The sequence below is a fragment of the Streptomyces sp. AM 4-1-1 genome (assembly GCF_029167625.1).
GTDB lineage: Bacteria > Actinomycetota > Actinomycetes > Streptomycetales > Streptomycetaceae > Streptomyces.
Genome location: NZ_CP119145.1, coordinates 592,036 through 608,444 on the forward strand (window position 1 = coordinate 592,036; position 16,409 = coordinate 608,444).

General features: G+C 70.5%; 14 protein-coding genes and 1 pseudogene. 11 read left to right on the forward strand and 4 right to left on the reverse strand.

Features of this window, described 5'->3' with window-relative positions; all coding sequences use genetic code 11:
• Positions 1–6: 6 nt before the first annotated feature.
• Positions 7–1,404, reverse strand: a complete 1,398-nt coding sequence (locus PZB75_RS02280) for a class I adenylate-forming enzyme family protein (RefSeq protein ID WP_275533598.1) — start codon at positions 1,402–1,404, stop codon at positions 7–9.
• A gap of 292 nt (positions 1,405–1,696) precedes the next feature.
• Positions 1,697–2,776 carry an alpha-hydroxy acid oxidase gene (locus PZB75_RS02285; protein WP_275533599.1) on the reverse strand — a complete coding sequence of 360 codons (1,080 nt, stop codon included), beginning with the start codon at positions 2,774–2,776 and terminating at the stop codon, positions 1,697–1,699.
• 162 nt (positions 2,777–2,938) lie between these two features.
• Between PZB75_RS02285 and PZB75_RS02290 the strand changes: the two genes are divergently transcribed.
• From PZB75_RS02290 to PZB75_RS02330, 9 genes and pseudogenes are all read left to right on the forward strand, one after another.
• Positions 2,939–3,583: a TetR/AcrR family transcriptional regulator gene (locus PZB75_RS02290; RefSeq protein WP_275533600.1), complete on the forward strand. Its 645-nt coding sequence runs from the start codon at positions 2,939–2,941 to the stop codon at positions 3,581–3,583.
• A 45-nt stretch (positions 3,584–3,628) separates the two neighbouring features.
• A complete protein-coding gene (locus PZB75_RS02295; protein ID WP_275533601.1) occupies positions 3,629–4,579 on the forward strand; it encodes an alpha/beta hydrolase in 951 nt (316 codons plus the stop codon).
• A gap of 2 nt (positions 4,580–4,581) precedes the next feature.
• Positions 4,582–5,928 carry a PLP-dependent aminotransferase family protein gene (locus tag PZB75_RS02300; protein WP_275533602.1) on the forward strand — a complete coding sequence of 449 codons (1,347 nt, stop codon included), beginning with the start codon at positions 4,582–4,584 and terminating at the stop codon, positions 5,926–5,928.
• Positions 5,929–6,331: 403 nt separating this feature from the next.
• Positions 6,332–7,228: a TIGR03086 family metal-binding protein gene (locus PZB75_RS02305; RefSeq protein ID WP_275533603.1), complete on the forward strand. Its 897-nt coding sequence runs from the start codon at positions 6,332–6,334 to the stop codon at positions 7,226–7,228.
• 25 nt (positions 7,229–7,253) lie between these two features.
• Positions 7,254–8,219, forward strand: a complete 966-nt coding sequence (locus PZB75_RS02310) for a hypothetical protein (RefSeq protein ID WP_275533604.1) — start codon at positions 7,254–7,256, stop codon at positions 8,217–8,219.
• Complete coding sequence (locus tag PZB75_RS02315) at positions 8,209–8,550, forward strand: holo-ACP synthase (protein WP_275533605.1); 342 nt, start codon at positions 8,209–8,211, stop codon at positions 8,548–8,550. Before PZB75_RS02310 ends, PZB75_RS02315 begins: the two co-directional genes overlap by 11 nt.
• Complete coding sequence (locus tag PZB75_RS02320) at positions 8,547–8,972, forward strand: acyl-CoA thioesterase (protein ID WP_275533606.1); 426 nt, start codon at positions 8,547–8,549, stop codon at positions 8,970–8,972. The genes PZB75_RS02315 and PZB75_RS02320 overlap by 4 nt, the downstream gene beginning before the upstream one ends.
• Positions 8,969–10,483: an AMP-binding protein gene (locus PZB75_RS02325; RefSeq protein WP_275533607.1), complete on the forward strand. Its 1,515-nt coding sequence runs from the start codon at positions 8,969–8,971 to the stop codon at positions 10,481–10,483. The genes PZB75_RS02320 and PZB75_RS02325 overlap by 4 nt, the downstream gene beginning before the upstream one ends.
• A 186-nt stretch (positions 10,484–10,669) precedes the next feature.
• Positions 10,670–11,188: pseudogene (locus PZB75_RS02330) on the forward strand (class I SAM-dependent methyltransferase); the annotation flags it as partial.
• Between the two features lie 144 nt (positions 11,189–11,332).
• Here PZB75_RS02330 and PZB75_RS02335 read toward each other — a convergent pair.
• Complete coding sequence (locus tag PZB75_RS02335; protein ID WP_275533608.1) at positions 11,333–11,767, reverse strand: hypothetical protein; 435 nt, start codon at positions 11,765–11,767, stop codon at positions 11,333–11,335.
• A gap of 530 nt (positions 11,768–12,297) precedes the next feature.
• Positions 12,298–13,557 (reverse strand): DUF6357 family protein, encoded by a 1,260-nt coding sequence (locus tag PZB75_RS02340; RefSeq protein WP_275533609.1) that lies wholly within the window; start codon positions 13,555–13,557, stop codon positions 12,298–12,300.
• Positions 13,558–13,911: 354 nt separating this feature from the next.
• On the opposite strand from PZB75_RS02340, the gene PZB75_RS02345 reads away from it, so the two are divergent.
• Both PZB75_RS02345 and PZB75_RS02350 read left to right on the forward strand, forming a co-directional pair.
• Positions 13,912–15,261 carry a hemolysin family protein gene (locus tag PZB75_RS02345; protein ID WP_275533610.1) on the forward strand — a complete coding sequence of 450 codons (1,350 nt, stop codon included), beginning with the start codon at positions 13,912–13,914 and terminating at the stop codon, positions 15,259–15,261.
• Complete coding sequence (locus tag PZB75_RS02350) at positions 15,258–16,277, forward strand: hemolysin family protein (protein ID WP_275533611.1); 1,020 nt, start codon at positions 15,258–15,260, stop codon at positions 16,275–16,277. Before PZB75_RS02345 ends, PZB75_RS02350 begins: the two co-directional genes overlap by 4 nt.
• Positions 16,278–16,409: the final 132 nt, after the last annotated feature.

The following is a 16,409-nucleotide window of genomic DNA, read 5'->3' on the forward strand; positions in this document are numbered from 1 at the left end:
GGCCGGTCACACTCCGGCCGCGGGCCGCACGGCGGCACGGAGGGCGGCCACGTCACGCACGGGCTTACCGGTGGCGGTCCGCGGGATCTCGGCCATGAGATGGAGCGTCCGGGGCCGCTTGTACGGGGCCAGGCGCGCCGCGAGACACGCGGCGAGGCCGTCGAACACGGTTCTCTCCCGCACGGCGACGAACGCCTCGATACCGGAGTCGTGCAGGACGACGGCGTCGGTGATGCCGGGCAGACCGGTGATGAACGCCTCGATCTCCGCGAGGTCCACCTTGAGTCCGCCGACGGAGACCTGCGAGTCGAGCCGTCCGTGGACCGTGAGCCGGCCCGCGTCGTCGAGACTGCCCGCGTCCTTCGTCCGCAGCCACCCGTCCACGAAGCGGGCCGGGTCCGTCTGTCCGACATACGGCGACTCGGGCAGACCCACCAGGATCTCGCCGTCCTCCACCCGGACCCGTACGCCGGGTGCCGGGGTGAGGCCGGGGCGGTCGGCCCCGGTGAGGTCCGTGGCGATGACGCCGACCTCCGTCATGCCGTACATGACGCCGAGTTCGGCGCCGTATCCCCGGGTGAACCGCTCCCGGACGTCGGCCTTGACGAGTTCGCCACCCGTGATCATGCGGTGGAACTGGGGAAGGACGGGCGGGTTCCGCGCCGCCGCGAGGACCGCGGCCTGGGAGGGGACTCCGAGCACGGTGGTCGGCTCCTCCCCGGCCGCGACGGCCTTGAGGATTCCGTCGACCGTGTGCCGTGCCGGCAGGATCACCTGGCTGCCGGCCGCGAGGCCGTACAGCAACCCGCCGACCAGGCCCAGGACATGGATGATCGAGGCCAGCACGACGGTGCGTTCGCCCTTGCGGGGGAAGCCGTCGAGTCGTCCGTACCGCTCGATCTCCGCGAGGAGGCTGTCCAGGGTGCGGCCGATGACCTTGGAGGGCCCGGTCGAACCGGAGCTCAGCTGCAGCAGCACGTGCGCCGAGCGGGCCGGACGGCCGCCGCGCAGCGGGGTGACGCGGGTATGGACGTCGAAGAACCCACGCAGCGTCCCGGTGACCTCGCCGACGGGCTCGACGACCAGCTGCGGGGCGAGCCGCGCGATGGCCTTGCCGATTTCATGTGTCGTCAACCGATAGTCGAGAAGGGTGACTTGGGCGCCGGCACGCCATCCGGCGAGCATCGAGACGATGCAGGCCAGGGAGGGAGGCAACCGCACGGCGACCGTCCCCGAGGGGGTCAGTCCGGCGGCCACCAGGCGGCCCTGCTGCTCCACGACGAGCCGGCGGAGCTCCGAGCGGTCCACCGGCTCTCCGAGGTGCAGGACGATGTCCCGGCCGTCACCCCCGAGTAATACGTCGTCGACCCAGGCGCCGTCGGCGCAAACGGACCCTATCGGCACCGTTCCCCCCACAGGAATCCCCACTCATCCGAAAGTTTTTGAAACCGCCCGACGCGACACGGGGACAACTCTGTCCACCGATCGTCGGGCGCATATGTCACTCGTGCTTTTCTCGGCGACAGATCCATCGTCACTTACTACCGCCAGGTAATCAAGCAAAGTTTTCCATTACTTCCTACTCGCAAGTAGAAATTGAAATCCCAACCAACTCGCACTTCCGAGCAAGCGGAATACCTCATTCACCCTGCCGGAATCGGTGAATGAGAGAGAGAATTGCGGTCAGCGGACCGGCTCAGCGGTGAACAATTCCGGAACTTTGAAAATCCTGTACCCGGGGAACACCCATGAGTGCCATGACCTCGTCGAACTCGTCCATCAACACCCGGAGGACGGCCGAGACGCCGTCACTGCCGGAGTGCGCGAGGCCCCAGAGGACAGGGCGGCCGACAAAAACCGCGTCGGCGCCGAGACAGAGCGCCTTCGCGATATCGGCGCCGTGCCGAATCGAACCGTCCAAGATCAACTGACATCGGCCGGCGACCGCTTCGGCAATCTCCGGGAGAGCGTCGGCGGCCGGCACCGCGAAATCGAGCTGCCGTCCCCCATGATTCGACACGACGAGTCCGTCGACACCGTATTTGACCGCCTGTTCGGCGTCCTCTCCGGTGAGGACGCCCTTCAGCACGAGAGGCAGCGAGGTCCGTTCCCTGAGCCATGCCAGGTCTTCCCAGGTGACCGAGGCGTCGAATTGCTCCTTCGAATGCCGCGCAATGGCGGACTGCCCGGCACGCCCGCCATGGGAGGCCGCCATCACGGAAGGATCGACATTCACCGCACGGATCCCCTCGGGCACGGCGAAACCGTTGCGCACGTCACGCGGACGGTGCGCGACCCTCGGCGCGTCCACCGTCAGCACCAGGGCCCGGTAGCCGGACTCCTCGGCCCGCCGGATCAGGTCCACCATGACCTCGCGCCGCTTCAGCCAGTAGAGCTGGAGCCACAACGGACCGGTCGCCGCCGCCGCGATGTCCTCCAGGGTACGGCTGGCGAACATGCTGACCGTGAACAGCGAACCGGCCTCACCGGCGGCGCGCGCCGTCGCCACCTCGCCCTCCGGATCGGCCAGCCGGTGGTAGGCCACGGGTGCGATGCCCACCGGGGCCGCCAGCCGCGCGCCCAGCAGGGAGGTCCGCGCGTCGCACGCCGAGACGTCCACCAGGAAACGCGGGCGCAGCCGCAGTCCGTCCAGGGCGGCGCGGCCGGCCGAGACCATCGACTCGGTGCCGCTCCCCCCCTGCAGGAAGTCCCACACCGGGCCGGGCAGCTTCCCCCTGGCCGCGGTCTCGTACTCCTGAAGTGCCAACGATGTCATTCGATCGACCCCCGTGATCGCCCACTGCGCACCATCGAACTAACCGCACGACCGTACGTCAACCGTACTCTTGCACACTGTCCGCACGGTCGTCCACTTAGTACAGTGCGCGGGGGCCGATGCCCCGGAGAGACACCGACGGCGAGACAGAGGAGATGTCGCATGACGGCGACACGCACCGACGGACGGGTCGAACGCGGCAACCAGACAAGGCGGTTGGTCCTTCAGCGAGCTGTGTCCATCGCATCGGAGGAGGGACTCGAAGGACTGTCACTGGGTCGTCTGGCCGGCGAACTCGGTCTCAGCAAGAGCGGGGTCTTCGCCCTGTTCGGCTCGAAGGAAGAGTTACAGTTGGCGACCGTTCGCGCCGCCATCACGGTATACATCGAACATGTCGTGCAGCCTGCCCGCCAGTTACCGGCCGGTCTCAACCAGGTGTGGTATCTGTTCAGCAACTGGCTGCGCCACTCCGAACAGCGGGTCTTCCCCAGCGGCTGCTTCTTCTACTCGGTCACGGCCGAGTACGACGCACGCGAGGGCAAGGTCCACGACACGGTCGTCGGAGCCCACAGCAACTGGTTCACCCACATCGAACAGACCATCACCGAGGCCCGGGACGCGGGAGAGGTCCGCGACGACACGGACATCCCCCAACTCGCCTTCGAGCTGGTCTCCTTCCTCGAACTGGCCAGCACCGAGTCCGTGCTGCACGACGACTTCACCTGTTACGACAAGGCGGCCAAGGGCGTTCTGAACCGCCTCCGCAGCGTCGCGACGGACCCCTCGCTGCTCCCCGACACACCTTGACACCGTCCACGGTCCCGCGGACCGTGGCCCTGGTCCGGAGACACCATGACCTTTGATCCCCAGTTCCGCGCGCTGTACGACGAGCGCTCGACCCAGGACATCCGTCCCCTGTACACCCTGTCCGTCGAGGAGGCACGGGCGGCCGATCTCGCCGCCGTGCGGGCCGACGCGGGCGTCCCCGAACCGGTGGAAGAGGTGCGCGACACGACGATTCCGGGCCCGGCCGGTGACCTGCCGGTACGGATCTACCGGCCCGCGGGCGAGGGCCCGTTGCCCGTGCTCGTCTACTTCTTCGGCGGTGGCTGGTCCCTCGGATCGCTCGACACCAGCGACGCGATCTGCCGGCAACTGGCCAATGCCGCCGGATGCCTCACCATCGCGGTCGGCTACCGGCTCGCACCCGAGCACCGTTTCCCGGCCGCGCCCCAGGACTGTCTCGCGGGGGTCCGCTGGGCCTCCGCGAACGCCGGACGACTGGGGGGCGACGCCACGCGCCTGACCGTGGGCGGTGACAGCGCGGGCGGCAACCTCGCGGCGGCGGTGACCCTGATGGCCCGGGACGCATCGGGCCCGGACATCCTGGCCCAGGTGCTCGTCTATCCCAACACCGACCACTTCGCGGACACGCCCTCGCGCCGCGAGAACACCGATCCGTTGCTCTTCAACGAGAAGTCGGTGCAGTGGTACTGGGACAACTACCTCGCGGCCCCCGAGGACGGCGGCGATCCGCTCGCCTCCCCGCTGCGGGCCCCGGACCACTCCGGGCTGCCACCGGCACTGGTGATCACCGCGGAGTACGACCCGCTGCGCGACGAGGGCGAGCAGTACGCCCGACGGCTGCGCGACAGCGGCGTACCCGTCGTCCTGACCCGCTACAAGGGCGTGGCACACGGCTTCTTCGCCATGGCCGGGACGCTCGACGCGGGACGCCGGGCCATCGAACAGGCCGCCGCGTATCTGCGCACGGCCTTCGCCGACGCCACGACAAGGGGCTGACCATGGGTGACACCACCGCTCCGACGGGCCGGGCCTGGGCTCTGGACCTCGGTGATCTGCACGCGTCGCTCGCCGATCCGGTGCTGGACGCGATGAACTTCCTGAACGAGGTCGTGGGGCGCTTCCCGGAGGCGATCTCCTTCGCCCCCGGCAGGCCCTCCGAGGGCTCGTTCGAGCCGGAGGACCTGACGCGGTACCTCCAGGTCTACACCGACCACCTCAAGAACCGGCTCGGCTGGACGCACGGCCAGGTGCGCACCCAGCTCTTCCAGTACGGGCGCACCAACGGGATCATCCATGAGCTGATCGCCCGCACCCTGGCCAACGACGAGGGCATCCACGTCCGGCCGGACGCGGTGGTCGTGACGACCGGCTGCCAGGAGGCGATGCTGCTCACGCTGCGCGCCCTCTTCGCACGGCCCGAGGACACCCTGCTCGTCAGCTCCCCCGCGTACGTCGGGATCACCGGCGCGGCGCGACTGCTCGACATCACGCTGCGCCCCGTCCGGGAAGGGGCGGCCGGGCCGGACCCCGAAGCACTGCTGGCCGCCGTCCGGGAGACCCGGGCGACGGGCGGGCGGCCCCGCGCCCTGTACGTGGTGCCGGACTTCGCCAACCCGTCGGGCGCGAGCATGACCGTCGCCGCGCGCAGACGTCTGCTGGAGATCGCCCAGGAGGAGGATCTGCTGATCCTGGAGGACGATCCCTACGGGTTCTTCGTCCGGTCCGGGAACGCCAGGCCGACGCTCAAGTCCCTGGACCCCGACCGGCGGGTCCTGCACCTCGGCTCGTTCGCCAAGACCGCGCTCCCCGGCGCGCGTGTCGGGTATGTCGTGGCCGATCAGGAGGTGGTCTCCGCGACCGGCGAACGCACCCTGCTCGCCGACCAGTTGTCCAAGATCAAGAGCATGACCACGGTCAACACCTCGGCCGTCGGCCAGGCCGTCGTCGGCGGGCTGCTCGTCGAGGCGGACTGCCGGCTCCGGGACGCCAACGCCGGAGCCATCGCCTTCTACCGCGCCAATATGAACTGCCTGCTGGACGAGTTGGAGCGGCACTTCCCGTCCGGGCGCCGACGCGAACTCGGCGTCCACTGGAACCAGCCCGAGGGCGGTTTCTTCCTCGTGCTGAACGTCCCGTTCGTCGCCGACACCAAGGCCCTCGAACACTCGGCGCGTGACTTCGGCGTGCTCTGGACGCCGATGAGCGACTTCTACCTCGACGGCGGAGGGGAGACCCAACTCCGCCTGTCGTGCAGCGCGTTGGACCCCGCACGGATCAAGGAGGGCGTGGCCGCGCTCGCCGCGTTCATCACCGAACAGACGAGGGAGGCACCCGACGGGCGGTGAGTACGCGACGGCGCACGGCCGTCGGTGAGCGCGCGGCGGCACACGGCCGCCGACGAGAGTCCGGCCGTACGCCGCGCGCGAAGGACGGTCGGACAACGGGGTTTCGCAGCGGGTCGACCGCTCCTTCACCGACCGCCCCTTCACCGGACACCCCCTCGCCGGCCGTCCCTTCACCGGTCCGCCCCCTCGCGGCCACCCCCACGTCGCGACCCCTTCCCCGGCCACCCGAGAATCGCGACTAACTAAACGTACGGTCGTGCTATTGTTTTTCTGGCCACACTCTCCGCGGAGGCCGGCGGCCCGCCGCCCTCCGCTGATCCGGCCGGCACACCCGCCGCCCGATGTCCGCGGGGCCCGAGCGTCGTACCCGTGAGCCGGGGCACCACCCGTCGAAAGGAACCGCATGGACATCCGGAAACTCGACCGGGCGGCCGTGCTGGAATCCGTACGCGTTCTGGAGTGGGCGCGGCCCGGACACTGGGACGCGCCCACTCCTTGCGGCGACTGGACGGTGCGTCAGCTGGTCGCCCACATGGCGGGGCAGCACGACGGGTTCGCCGCCGCCGCGACGGGCGGTGGGGCCGCGCTCCGCGACTGGGAACCAGCGGCCCTCGGCGAGGACCCGCTCGGGACCTACCGCGCCTCGGCGGAAGCCGTCCTCACGGCGTTCGACCGGCCCGGCGTGCTCAACCGCGAGTTCAGGCTCCCGGAGATCAGCACCACCATGTCCTTCCCCGCTTCCGTGGCCATCGGGTTCCACTTCCTGGACTACGTCGTCCACGGCTGGGACCTCGCCCGCGCGCTGGGTCTGGACCTGGAGCTGTCCACCGAAGCCGCCGAGACGGCCCTGGCCGTCGCTCTGCGGGTGCCGGACGACGAGCGCAGGCTCGGCCCCGGAGCACAGTTCCGGCCGGCTCTCGCCCCGGCCCCCGGAGCACCCACGTTCGACCTGGTCCTCACGACGCTCGGCAGATCACCGGACTGGTCCGCCCCGGCGGCCGACCGTCTCCGCAGCACCGACATCCACAGGGAGACATTCATGCTCGACGAACTCAGAACCCATGTCGCGCGCCGGCTCGGTCTGTCACAGGAGGAGGTGTTCGCGGGTCAGCCGCTGTCGGCCGTCCTGGTCGCCTCCCCGACCGCGATCAACTCCATCGACCTGCTGGACGCGTTCGCGGGAGCGCTGGCCGACGCCGGCGCCGACGCGGACGTCGAACTCCCCACGATGACCCTCGACCACACCGCCGAGGACGTCGTCGTCGCACTGGACAAGCAGCTCACTTCCACCTCCTCCTGAACGGAAGCCGCAGCCCATGCTGATCATGACCGACATTGTCAAGGAACTCCGCGCCGGAGCGACCATCAGCGATGTACTGCGCGTCCAGCAGAGCTACCACGAGCAGCGCCGCTGGGGGACGGACGCCCTCTTCGACGGCCGTCGCCTGTCCCGGCCCGCCCCCGGTGACAAGGCCGCGCTCTGGCACGCCTCCCGAGCCGAGCTGACCACCCAGCCCGCGGGCATCCGGCTCGCCGTCGACGGCGTCAAGCTCGCCGGTGAACTCCGTGAGTCCAACCCGCTCGGCGCCGACGTCCTGCACATCGCGGCCGCCTGGTCGGCCCGGTACTGGCTGGAGGAGGAGGCGCACCACGAGGTGGCCTTCGGCCGTCTGATGGAGATGGCAGGGGTGGACCCGATCGACGAGGCCGAGGTCATCGAGCACCGTGGTCCGTTCCCGGCCGACAACTACGCCAGGGTCTGCGTCCTCCAGGCGTGCGTCGAGATCGAAGCCTGTGTGTCGTACGGCTGGCAGTCGCGCACCACCGAGGACGAACTCGTGAGCGACGTCTTCGGCACCATCATGAAGGACGAGGTGCAGCACCGGCAGTACTTCGCCTCCTTCGCCAAGGCCCTGGTGGAGTCCGGCGTTTACCCCGTCAAGGACGTCCTGTCGATGGCGTACACCTGGGTGCGTCCGGACGGCGGCGAGACCTTCGGCTCGGCCCGTGAGGCGCAGACCGAACGCCAGGGATTCGTGAACTGGTGGGAGCGGACCCGCTCCGGCGACGAGGAGTTCGGGCTCGACGACGAGGCGCTGCACGAGGGATCGGTGCACGCCCGGAAGCTGACCAGCGTGTTCGCCCTGGTCCGCGAGGTGACCGGCATCCAGACCCAGTCGTATGAGGACCTCAAGCGTGCCTACTTCGCCAGCCTCCGCACGAACGATGTCGACCGGATTCGATCTGCAGTCCGTGACGGAGCTGCGCGGGAAGCCGCACTTGCTCGCTAGCGGTGCGCTGTTCACCGTCGGGGAGCGGGCGCACTGCGACTCGCGCCCCGACCCGTACGCCTCCCTGGCCGGGCTGTTCGCGGCCAAGGAGGCGTTCGTGAAGGCCCTCAGCTCCCTCGGGGGCGCGCCCGCGCACACCTTTCCCGAGGCCGAGGTGGTCCACGGACCGGCCGGTCAGCCACGGTTCCGGCTGCACGGGCGGATCGGCGAGTGGTGCCGGCGGCGTGACGCCCGGGTCGAGCTGTCGATCAGCCACACCGGCGACCTGGCCGGTGCGGTGGTCGTGTTCCTGGCCGAACCGACAAGGAGAGCGGAGGAGGGTTCCGCATGACCGCCGGCACACCGCTGGACGCGGTCCACACCTGCGAAGTCGCCCTGCGTCCCAACGACTTCGACTGGGCCGGGCATCTGAACAACAGCGTGCACCTGCAGATCCTGGAATCGGGGCGCTGGGAGTGGGGGCTCGCCCTGGGGGGCGATCTGCGCGACAGCTCGCTGGTCGCGGTGGTCCTCCAGCTCCAGCTGGACTACGTGAAGGCGGTCGACTGGGACCCGGTGGGCCGGGTGGTCGTCCGCACCTCGCTCGCCTCGCGTTCCCCGTACAGCTTCACCCTCGACCAGGACATCGAACACACCGACGGCACCGTGGTGGCGCGGGGCCGGGTCCGCCTCGGGCTGGTGGACCGCGAGACCAAACAGATCCACCGGGCCGACCTGCACGCCCTGCTGAACGTTCCCGGGAGAGCGGTATGAGCGGAACCACCCTTCAGGACGCCCTCGCCGGACAGGCCCAACGGGAGCGGGCGACCGTCACCTTCGGTACGTCCGCCACGCGCGAGAGCCTGACGTATCCCGCGTTCGCCGAGCAGATCGCGGCCGCCGCGGGCGGATTCGCGCGGCAGGGTGTGAGTCCCGGGGACCGGGTGATGCTCCGGATCGGCAGCTCCCGCGAGGACGTGGTGGCCCTCCTCGGGCTGATGCATCTGGGCGCGGTCCCCGTCTCCGTCAAGCCGCGCGTCCCCGGGGCGATCATCGGACAGTACTTCGCCATGGTGACCCGGCAGCAGAACGTGCGTCACTCCTTCCGGGTGGCCGGGCACGGTCTGACGGAGCTGCGGCTGGTCCCGCACCGCGGCGCCTCGCCCGAGCCCGCGCCCGGGGCGCCGGAGGACCTCGCGTTCATCCAGTACACGAGCGGCTCCACCGGACTCCCCCGGCCCATTCCGCTCAGCCACCGGGCCGTGCTCGGCAACATCGGCGCCATCCTCGGCGTGTCGGGCATGAGGCCGGGCCACGCGGGGCTCATCGCCCTTCCGCTCCACCACGACATGGGCCTCATCGGGGTACTGGCCTCCCTCGTCGCGGGCATCGACCTGGTGATCGAGGAGCCGGGCGCCTTCCTGCGCAGGCCGCTGGCCGCTCTGCGACTGCTGCGGGACGCGGACCGGGCGCACAGCGCCTTCCCCGACTCGATGTTGCGCTACCTCGCCGCCCGGCTCACGACCGCCGCGGGCCAGCGGGCCCCGGAGCCGGATCTCCTCAGCGGCTGGCGCACCGTCTTCTGCGGGGCTGAGCCCATCCGCCCGCGCACCATCAGCACCTACCTCGACGCGACCGCCCCCTGGGGGTTCGACCCGACGGCGCTGGTGTTCTGCTACGGACTCGCCGAGGCGTCGCTGATGGCGACCTCGCACCGCTACGTGGACGCGGGCACCAGCTTCCACACGGACGGCCCGGCCACCACCGCGTGCCTGGGCACTCCCCTGCCGGGGCTCGACCTGCGGGTGGTCGACGAGTCGGGCCGTCCCTGCGCCGAGGCGGAGGTCGGCTCCGTGCAGTTGCGGGGGCCGACCCTGTTCGCGGGGTACGACGGCGCCACCGACCACCGCACCACCTGGTTCGACACCGGTGACCTGGGATCGCTGAGGCCGGGCGGTCTCCATCTGAGCGGGCGGCGCGGCGACCGCGTCACCGTCAACGGGGCGAACGTGTTCGTCACGGACATCGAGCAGGTGGTGACCATGCTTCCGGGCGTCGCCGACTGCGTCGCCCTTCCGTACCGCGAGGCGTTCGCCGTCATGGTCGTGACGGAGCGGGGGCGGCAGGTCGACACCGTCGAGATCGGTGCCCGGATCGCCGCCGACTTCGGTACGGCCCCGGAGACCGTGCTCGAAATCCCGCACAGCGCTGTCACCCGGACGGCGAGCGGGAAGCCGGCCCGGACGTTCATGGCCGCGCAGTTGGAGAAGTCCCTGCCCGGGTGACGGCTGCGGGTACGTCCTGCCCGCGTGCGCCGACGGGCCCGGGAACGGCCGATCTTCTCCGGACCGACCGGGAGCACCGGCCTGCTCGTCGGCATGTCCGTCGGCGTGCCGGGGACACGGTGCCCCCGCCGCTCGTACGTACTCGTTCGTATGCCTCGCGTTCATCCTCGCCGCGCTTCACGCGCGGCTGATCTGGTGTGCGCCCGAGGCGGCGGGCCGGTCGCGGACGTGGGGTGCGGGACAGGCAGGATTGCAGGCCACTTGAGGGAGCTGGGCCTGGACGCGTTCGGCATCGATCTGGCACCGGGGATGATCGATGTGGCCCGTCGCCATCACCCTGGGGTGCGGTTCGACGTCGGTTCCATGACGGACCTGACCTTGGGCGACGCCTCGGTGACCGGGCTGGTCGCTTGGTACTCACTGATCCACGTTCCTGACGACGGAATCAGCTCGGTCCTTGCGCATTTCCGTCGAGTGCTTCGGCCCGGTGCGCCGTTACTGCTCAGTTTCCGTGTCGGCGACGAGCCGCGGTTGAAGACTGAGGGCTATGGCGGGCACCCGATGAAGGTCTGTGTCCACCGCCGTCAGCACCGCCGGACGATTGAGTGGCTTGACGAAGCCGGCTTCGCCGTCGAGACGCACAAGACTCTCACCTCTGCCGAGAGCGAGCTTGGAGGGATCGTCCTCGCGCGTCGTCGGCCCTGATCGGCTCCGCCAGTCGCGCGGCGGAGCCGATCAGGTGATCCGGGCATGGGCGGCCCGGGGCGCCGGAGCCGTTTGCGGTGGAGCGCGTCCGCGTGGCGGCGGAGCGCGGCCTTCCCGGCCGGGGAGGCGGACGGGTGCCGGGGCTCAGTCGGTGTCGATACCGCGCGCGGTGAAGACCCGCGCCGCGTCCGGCACCGCCAGGACGCCGTCCTCCACGAAGGTGACCTCCCGCAGGTTGGGCAGCAGGGCGAGGTCGTTGAGCGAGCGGACGTCGAACAGGTCGTCCTCGCCGTCCCAGGCGGGGGCGCAGTGCCGGAAGACGTCCGCCCCGGCGTCGAAGCACAGCTCCTCGACGCGGGCGAGCAGTTCGGCCGGAATCTCCAGGGCCTCGAAATGGGCCCGGGACTCCGGCAGCACCTCCGCGTGGAGGCGGTTCTCCAGGACGTAGGACGCGGGGTCGCCGATCCCCCGCTCGGCCAGCCGCGCGGGCAGGTCGTAGACCGGGAGAAGCGGCTCGGGGCCGTACATGAGCTCCTCGATGACAAGGAGCTTGAGGTTGAAGTCGCGGAACTGGCTCATGGGTCATGAGTACCACGGAGGTTCGGCAGGGGTCCTCCGCTCGGCCCCCGGCCGGGCCCGCCCCGCTCGGGCCGCCGTGGCGGTCAGCCTCCGGAGGCGCATGCCGGGGCAGACGTGGAGGCGGCGCAGCTCGAAGGCGCCGCCCAAGGGAAGCGGGGCGGGGACGTCCTGCCGGTCGTTCAGGGGAGGAAGACGTCCTGCGGGGCGAGTTCCCGAGCGAGGACCGCCGTGATCAGGGCGGGGAGCACCTGGTGGATTCCGACCGTGCGGAACGTGTGACGGAGACGGCCGGGACCGCGAAGTGGAAGAACCCGGCTCGGTGCGCGATCAGGTGGCGGCAGACCAGGGGCAAGGCCCACGAGCCGTTGAGTCGTTGTACCCGGTGTCGGCCCGGAACCGGCGGAAGTGCCCGACCGGGTCCCGGTCGAGCGATGCGGCCGGGTCATCCGGCTGCGTCGGCCAGTGCGCGGACTCCTCCACCCGCTCTCTCACGGGCCCTTCCGACGACGTGTGCGCGGGCTCCGCCAGGACTACTCGGCGTCGCGCCGCCGGCGCGCGCGCTCGAACTCAGCGGCATCCGACAGCCAGGAGCCGTGCTGTTCGAGTGCGGCGCAGCCGCCACGGACGAAGGCGCTCACCAGGTTCCGGTACCCGCCGATCCCGTCGACCAGGCTGTACTCGACCCGGTACCGCGCATCCGACCCGCCTTCGCCCTCGTGCGCCGTCGTGACCCGGGCGATGGAGTCCGCGTAGAAGTGGAGCTGAATCCCTTCGCCCCTCTCCTCGTCCTCGATGGTGAACACTTCGTTGTCCGCGGCGGAGCGATCGCCGACGAACTCCCAGAACGCCGCGCTGGCGGTGCGGGGATTGTCCGGGAGCCACTTCTTCCCGACGCCCCTGTCGTCGGTGAACGACAGGGCCGTCTTCCTCGCACTCCCGCCGAAGTCGGCGCGGTCGCCGGCAGCCTCTTCGTCCTCCATGGGCGTGCTCCTGGAGCGGTCCGCGGCCTCCGAGCACATCAGGAAGCTCACGGTGCGCACCGCGTCGACGACGAGCTCAGGGTGTGCACGGCGCACGGCCGCGTCGACCGTCGCCGCCATCCGATCCCAGTCACGCTTGTCCGTGGCGCGCTTTCCCCGGCGCGGATCGCGGCCGATCCGTATCCCGGCGCACGCCTGCTCCGCGGTGGCGATCACACACATGACCTCGGGCAGCAGCGCGGGGTCGACGGCATCGGGCATCCTCCTCGGAACCGTCGCACCGTGCAGGTACTGGCCCGTGTACATCAAAATCGCGGCGTCGAGCGGACCGGGTACCGCTCCGCGCTCGGCGCGACGGCGGTCCGCCGGGTACTCCTGAACTCGTTTCCCGTTGGACGCCTCTGTCGCCGTGCGCATCGCCGCGCAGACCTGACCGCGCTCGAGCAGACCGATGTCAGCCCCATGGGCGATGAGCCGACCCCTGTCCCACCGGATGCGCTGGAAGAGCGCGTCGACGTCCGCGCGCGCGGAGAGAAGGATCGGGTCCAGGAGCGCGACGGCAGCGCTCTCGTCGAACCGGCCCCGGGTTCCGGCGGCGTCGCACAGCGGAAGGACCGCGCTCCACAGCAGGAGGTGTCTGGCCAGGTCCTCCCGGATCACCGCGAGATGAGCTTCCCCGATCGAGAACGTGAACGTGCGAGGCTCGTGGTTGGCGTCGGCCCCGGCACCGAGCGTCAGCTTCAGCTCACCGTCCTCGCGGATCACGTGCGGGATCCAGCCGCTCCTGCGCGTGAAGACGATGTCTCTCATGGGCTCAGTCTTCCCCATCGGACGAGACTTGCGAGTCCTGCCCGCACCGATCTGACCGGCCGCTTTCGTGTACACCCACGCCTCTCGGGGCGAGCAGGCCCGGTCCCGGGCCGCCCGCCGGCACATCCACGGACCGCGGCCCGCGTGAGCGGGGCCCGGACGGGGCAGGAGAGCGGCCCGGGACCGAGCACGCGATCTTCCGAGGGAGTGGGGACTTTGCCGATCCTTTACGATGGGTTCTCGTCCGACCGATCCTCCCGAAAGGTGTGAGCGTCCGCCCATGGGCGAGCCTCCCAGTAGTCGACACCGCGCGATCCCCCTGTCCCTGCCCGATCATGGGACGGAGGTGAACCGATGACAGAAGTGCTTCTGCTCCTCGTGGCGGTGCTGCTCTCCCTTGCCTGCGGAGCCTTTGTCGCTGCGGAGTTCTCACTGACCACGGTCGAGCGCGGCCAGCTCGAACGGGCCGTGGAGCGAGGTGAGCGCGGCGCCGCCGGCGCCCTGAAGGCCGTACGCAGTCTCACGTTCCAGCTCTCCGGTGCCCAGCTCGGCATCACCGTGACCAACCTGGTGGTCGGCATGCTCTCCGAGCCGTCCGTCTCCGCCCTGATCCGTGGACCGGTGGAGGCGACCGGCCTTTCGCCGGGCGTGGCCTCGTCGTTGGCGCTCGTCATCGGCACGGCCCTGTCCACCGTGGTCCTGATGATCGTCGGTGAACTCGTCCCGAAGAACTGGGCGATCTCCTCGCCGCTGGCCGTCGCCAAGGCGGTCGCGACCCCGCAGCGCGCGTTCACCGCCGTCTTCCGCCCCTTCATCAGCCACCTCAACAACACCGCCAACCGGATCGTGCGCCGCTTCGGTCTGGAACCGGCCGAGGAGCTCGCCACCGCCCGCAGCCCCCAGGAGCTGGTGGCACTGGCCCGGCACTCGGCCAAGGAGGGGGCGCTGGAGGCGGACACCGCCGAGCTGTTCGTCCGCACCCTCAATCTGGCCGAGCTGACCGCGGAGAACGTGATGACCCCGCGCGTCCAGGTCACCGCCCTGGACGCGCAGGCGACGGCCGAGGACGTCGCCAACGCGACCCGGGCGACCGGGCTGTCCCGTTTCCCCGTCTACCGGGGCAGTCTCGACACCGTCGTCGGGGTCGCGCACATCAAGGACGTGCTCGCCGTGCCGGCCGAGGAGAGGTCCCGCAAACGGGTCTCGGACATGCTGCGCGAACCCGTCCTCGTCCCGGAGACGCTGACCGTGGACCGGCTGCTCGACCGGCTGTCGGGGAAGCTCGCCATGGCGGTCGTCATCGACGAGTACGGCGGTACGGCCGGGGTCGTGACGCTGGAGGACATCGTCGAGGAGGTGGTCGGCGAGGTCCGTGACGAACACGATCCGCACGAGACCCCGGACCTGGCGCCGGCCGGCGAGGACGCCGACGGACGGCATCTGTGGTCGGCGGACGGGGCCGCCCGTACCGACCAGCTCAGGGCCATCGGACTGCGCGTGCCCGACGGTCCGTACGAGACCCTCGCCGGGCTGATCGCCACCGAGGTCGGACGCATTCCCACCGTGGGTGACACGATCGAACTGGCCGAGTGGCGGATCGACGTGGTGGACGCCTCCGGACGCCGCGCCGCCCGCGCCCTGCTGCACGCACCACCGCCCGGCACCGGCACCGGCGCCGACGACTGGACGGAGCACGACCGGTGATCGCCGTCCAGCTCTTCATCGGCCTGCTGACACTGGTCGTGAACGCCTTCTTCGTCGGCGCGGAGTTCTCGTTGATCTCCGTACGCCGCAGCCAGATCGAGCCGGCCGCCGAGGCCGGGGACCGCAGGGCACGCGGCGTCATCTGGGGTCTGGAGCACGTCTCTGCCCTGCTCGCGGCGGCCCAGCTCGGCATCACGCTCTGCACGCTGGTGCTGGGCATCGTCGCCGAGCCCGCCATCGCACATCTGCTGGAGCCCGTCTTCGGCACGATCGGTGTGCCGCACGGACTGGTCCACCCCATCTCGTTCGTGATCGCACTGACCGCGGCGACCTATCTGCACATGCTGCTGGGCGAGATGGTCCCGAAGAACATCGCGCTGGCCGAACCGGTGCGCACCGCGCTGCTGCTCGGCCCGCCGCTGGTGGCGTTGGCGCGGGCGCTGCGGCCGGTGATCTTCGCGATCAACGCCTTCGCGAACCTGCTGCTGAAGATGTTGCGGGTGGAGACGAAGGACGAGGTGTCCGCCACCTTCTCCGACGACGAACTGGCCAGACTCGTGCGGGACGCGGGTGAGGCGGGGCTGGTCGACGACCGGGCGGCCGAACGGCTGCACCACGCCCTCGAACTGGGCCGGCGCCCGGTGCGCGACGTCGTGATGCCCGTCGGGCGTGTGACGTACGCGAGGGTCGGGACGACCCCCGAGCAGTTGGAACGGCTCTCCGCCGAGTCCGGTTTCTCGCGGTTCCCGGTGGTGGACGCCAAGGAGCGCATCCTGGGGTATCTGCATGTGAAGGACGCCCTGGACGCCACGCCGCGCGATCTCCCGTTCCCGGTGACGGCGATGCGTCCCATCGCCCGGGTCCGGGCCGCCACCCCGCTCGACGACGTGCTGACGGCCATGCGCCGCAGCCGTACGCACCTGGCGGCCGTCCTCGCCGACGACGGCAGGCTGGCGGGTCTGGTCACGATGGAGGACGTCCTGCGCGAGCTGGTGGGCCGGCCGCAGGCGCTCTGACACGGGTCGCCCCTCGCGCGGTCCCCCTCCGGCGAACCGCGCGAGGGGCTTCGGGGGGCGCACGGGCAGGACCGCACCGGCGGGGTGGCCCTCTCGTCGTTCCCTCCCGAACGCCCCTGGGCCCGCGATACG

Coding starts and splice junctions, on each gene's coding strand:
- PZB75_RS02325 (WP_275533607.1), top strand. CDS start 8,969: ATGAGCGGAACCACCCTTCAGGACGCCCTCGCCGGACAGGCCCAACGG.
- PZB75_RS02310 (WP_275533604.1), top strand. CDS start 7,254: ATGACCGACATTGTCAAGGAACTCCGCGCCGGAGCGACCATCAGCGAT.
- PZB75_RS02290 (WP_275533600.1), top strand. CDS start 2,939: ATGACGGCGACACGCACCGACGGACGGGTCGAACGCGGCAACCAGACA.
- PZB75_RS02295 (WP_275533601.1), top strand. CDS start 3,629: ATGACCTTTGATCCCCAGTTCCGCGCGCTGTACGACGAGCGCTCGACC.
- PZB75_RS02285 (WP_275533599.1), bottom strand. CDS start 2,776: ATGACATCGTTGGCACTTCAGGAGTACGAGACCGCGGCCAGGGGGAAG.
- PZB75_RS02320 (WP_275533606.1), top strand. CDS start 8,547: ATGACCGCCGGCACACCGCTGGACGCGGTCCACACCTGCGAAGTCGCC.
- PZB75_RS02305 (WP_275533603.1), top strand. CDS start 6,332: ATGGACATCCGGAAACTCGACCGGGCGGCCGTGCTGGAATCCGTACGC.
- PZB75_RS02300 (WP_275533602.1), top strand. CDS start 4,582: ATGGGTGACACCACCGCTCCGACGGGCCGGGCCTGGGCTCTGGACCTC.
- PZB75_RS02340 (WP_275533609.1), bottom strand. CDS start 13,557: ATGAGAGACATCGTCTTCACGCGCAGGAGCGGCTGGATCCCGCACGTG.
- PZB75_RS02345 (WP_275533610.1), top strand. CDS start 13,912: ATGACAGAAGTGCTTCTGCTCCTCGTGGCGGTGCTGCTCTCCCTTGCC.
- PZB75_RS02335 (WP_275533608.1), bottom strand. CDS start 11,767: ATGAGCCAGTTCCGCGACTTCAACCTCAAGCTCCTTGTCATCGAGGAG.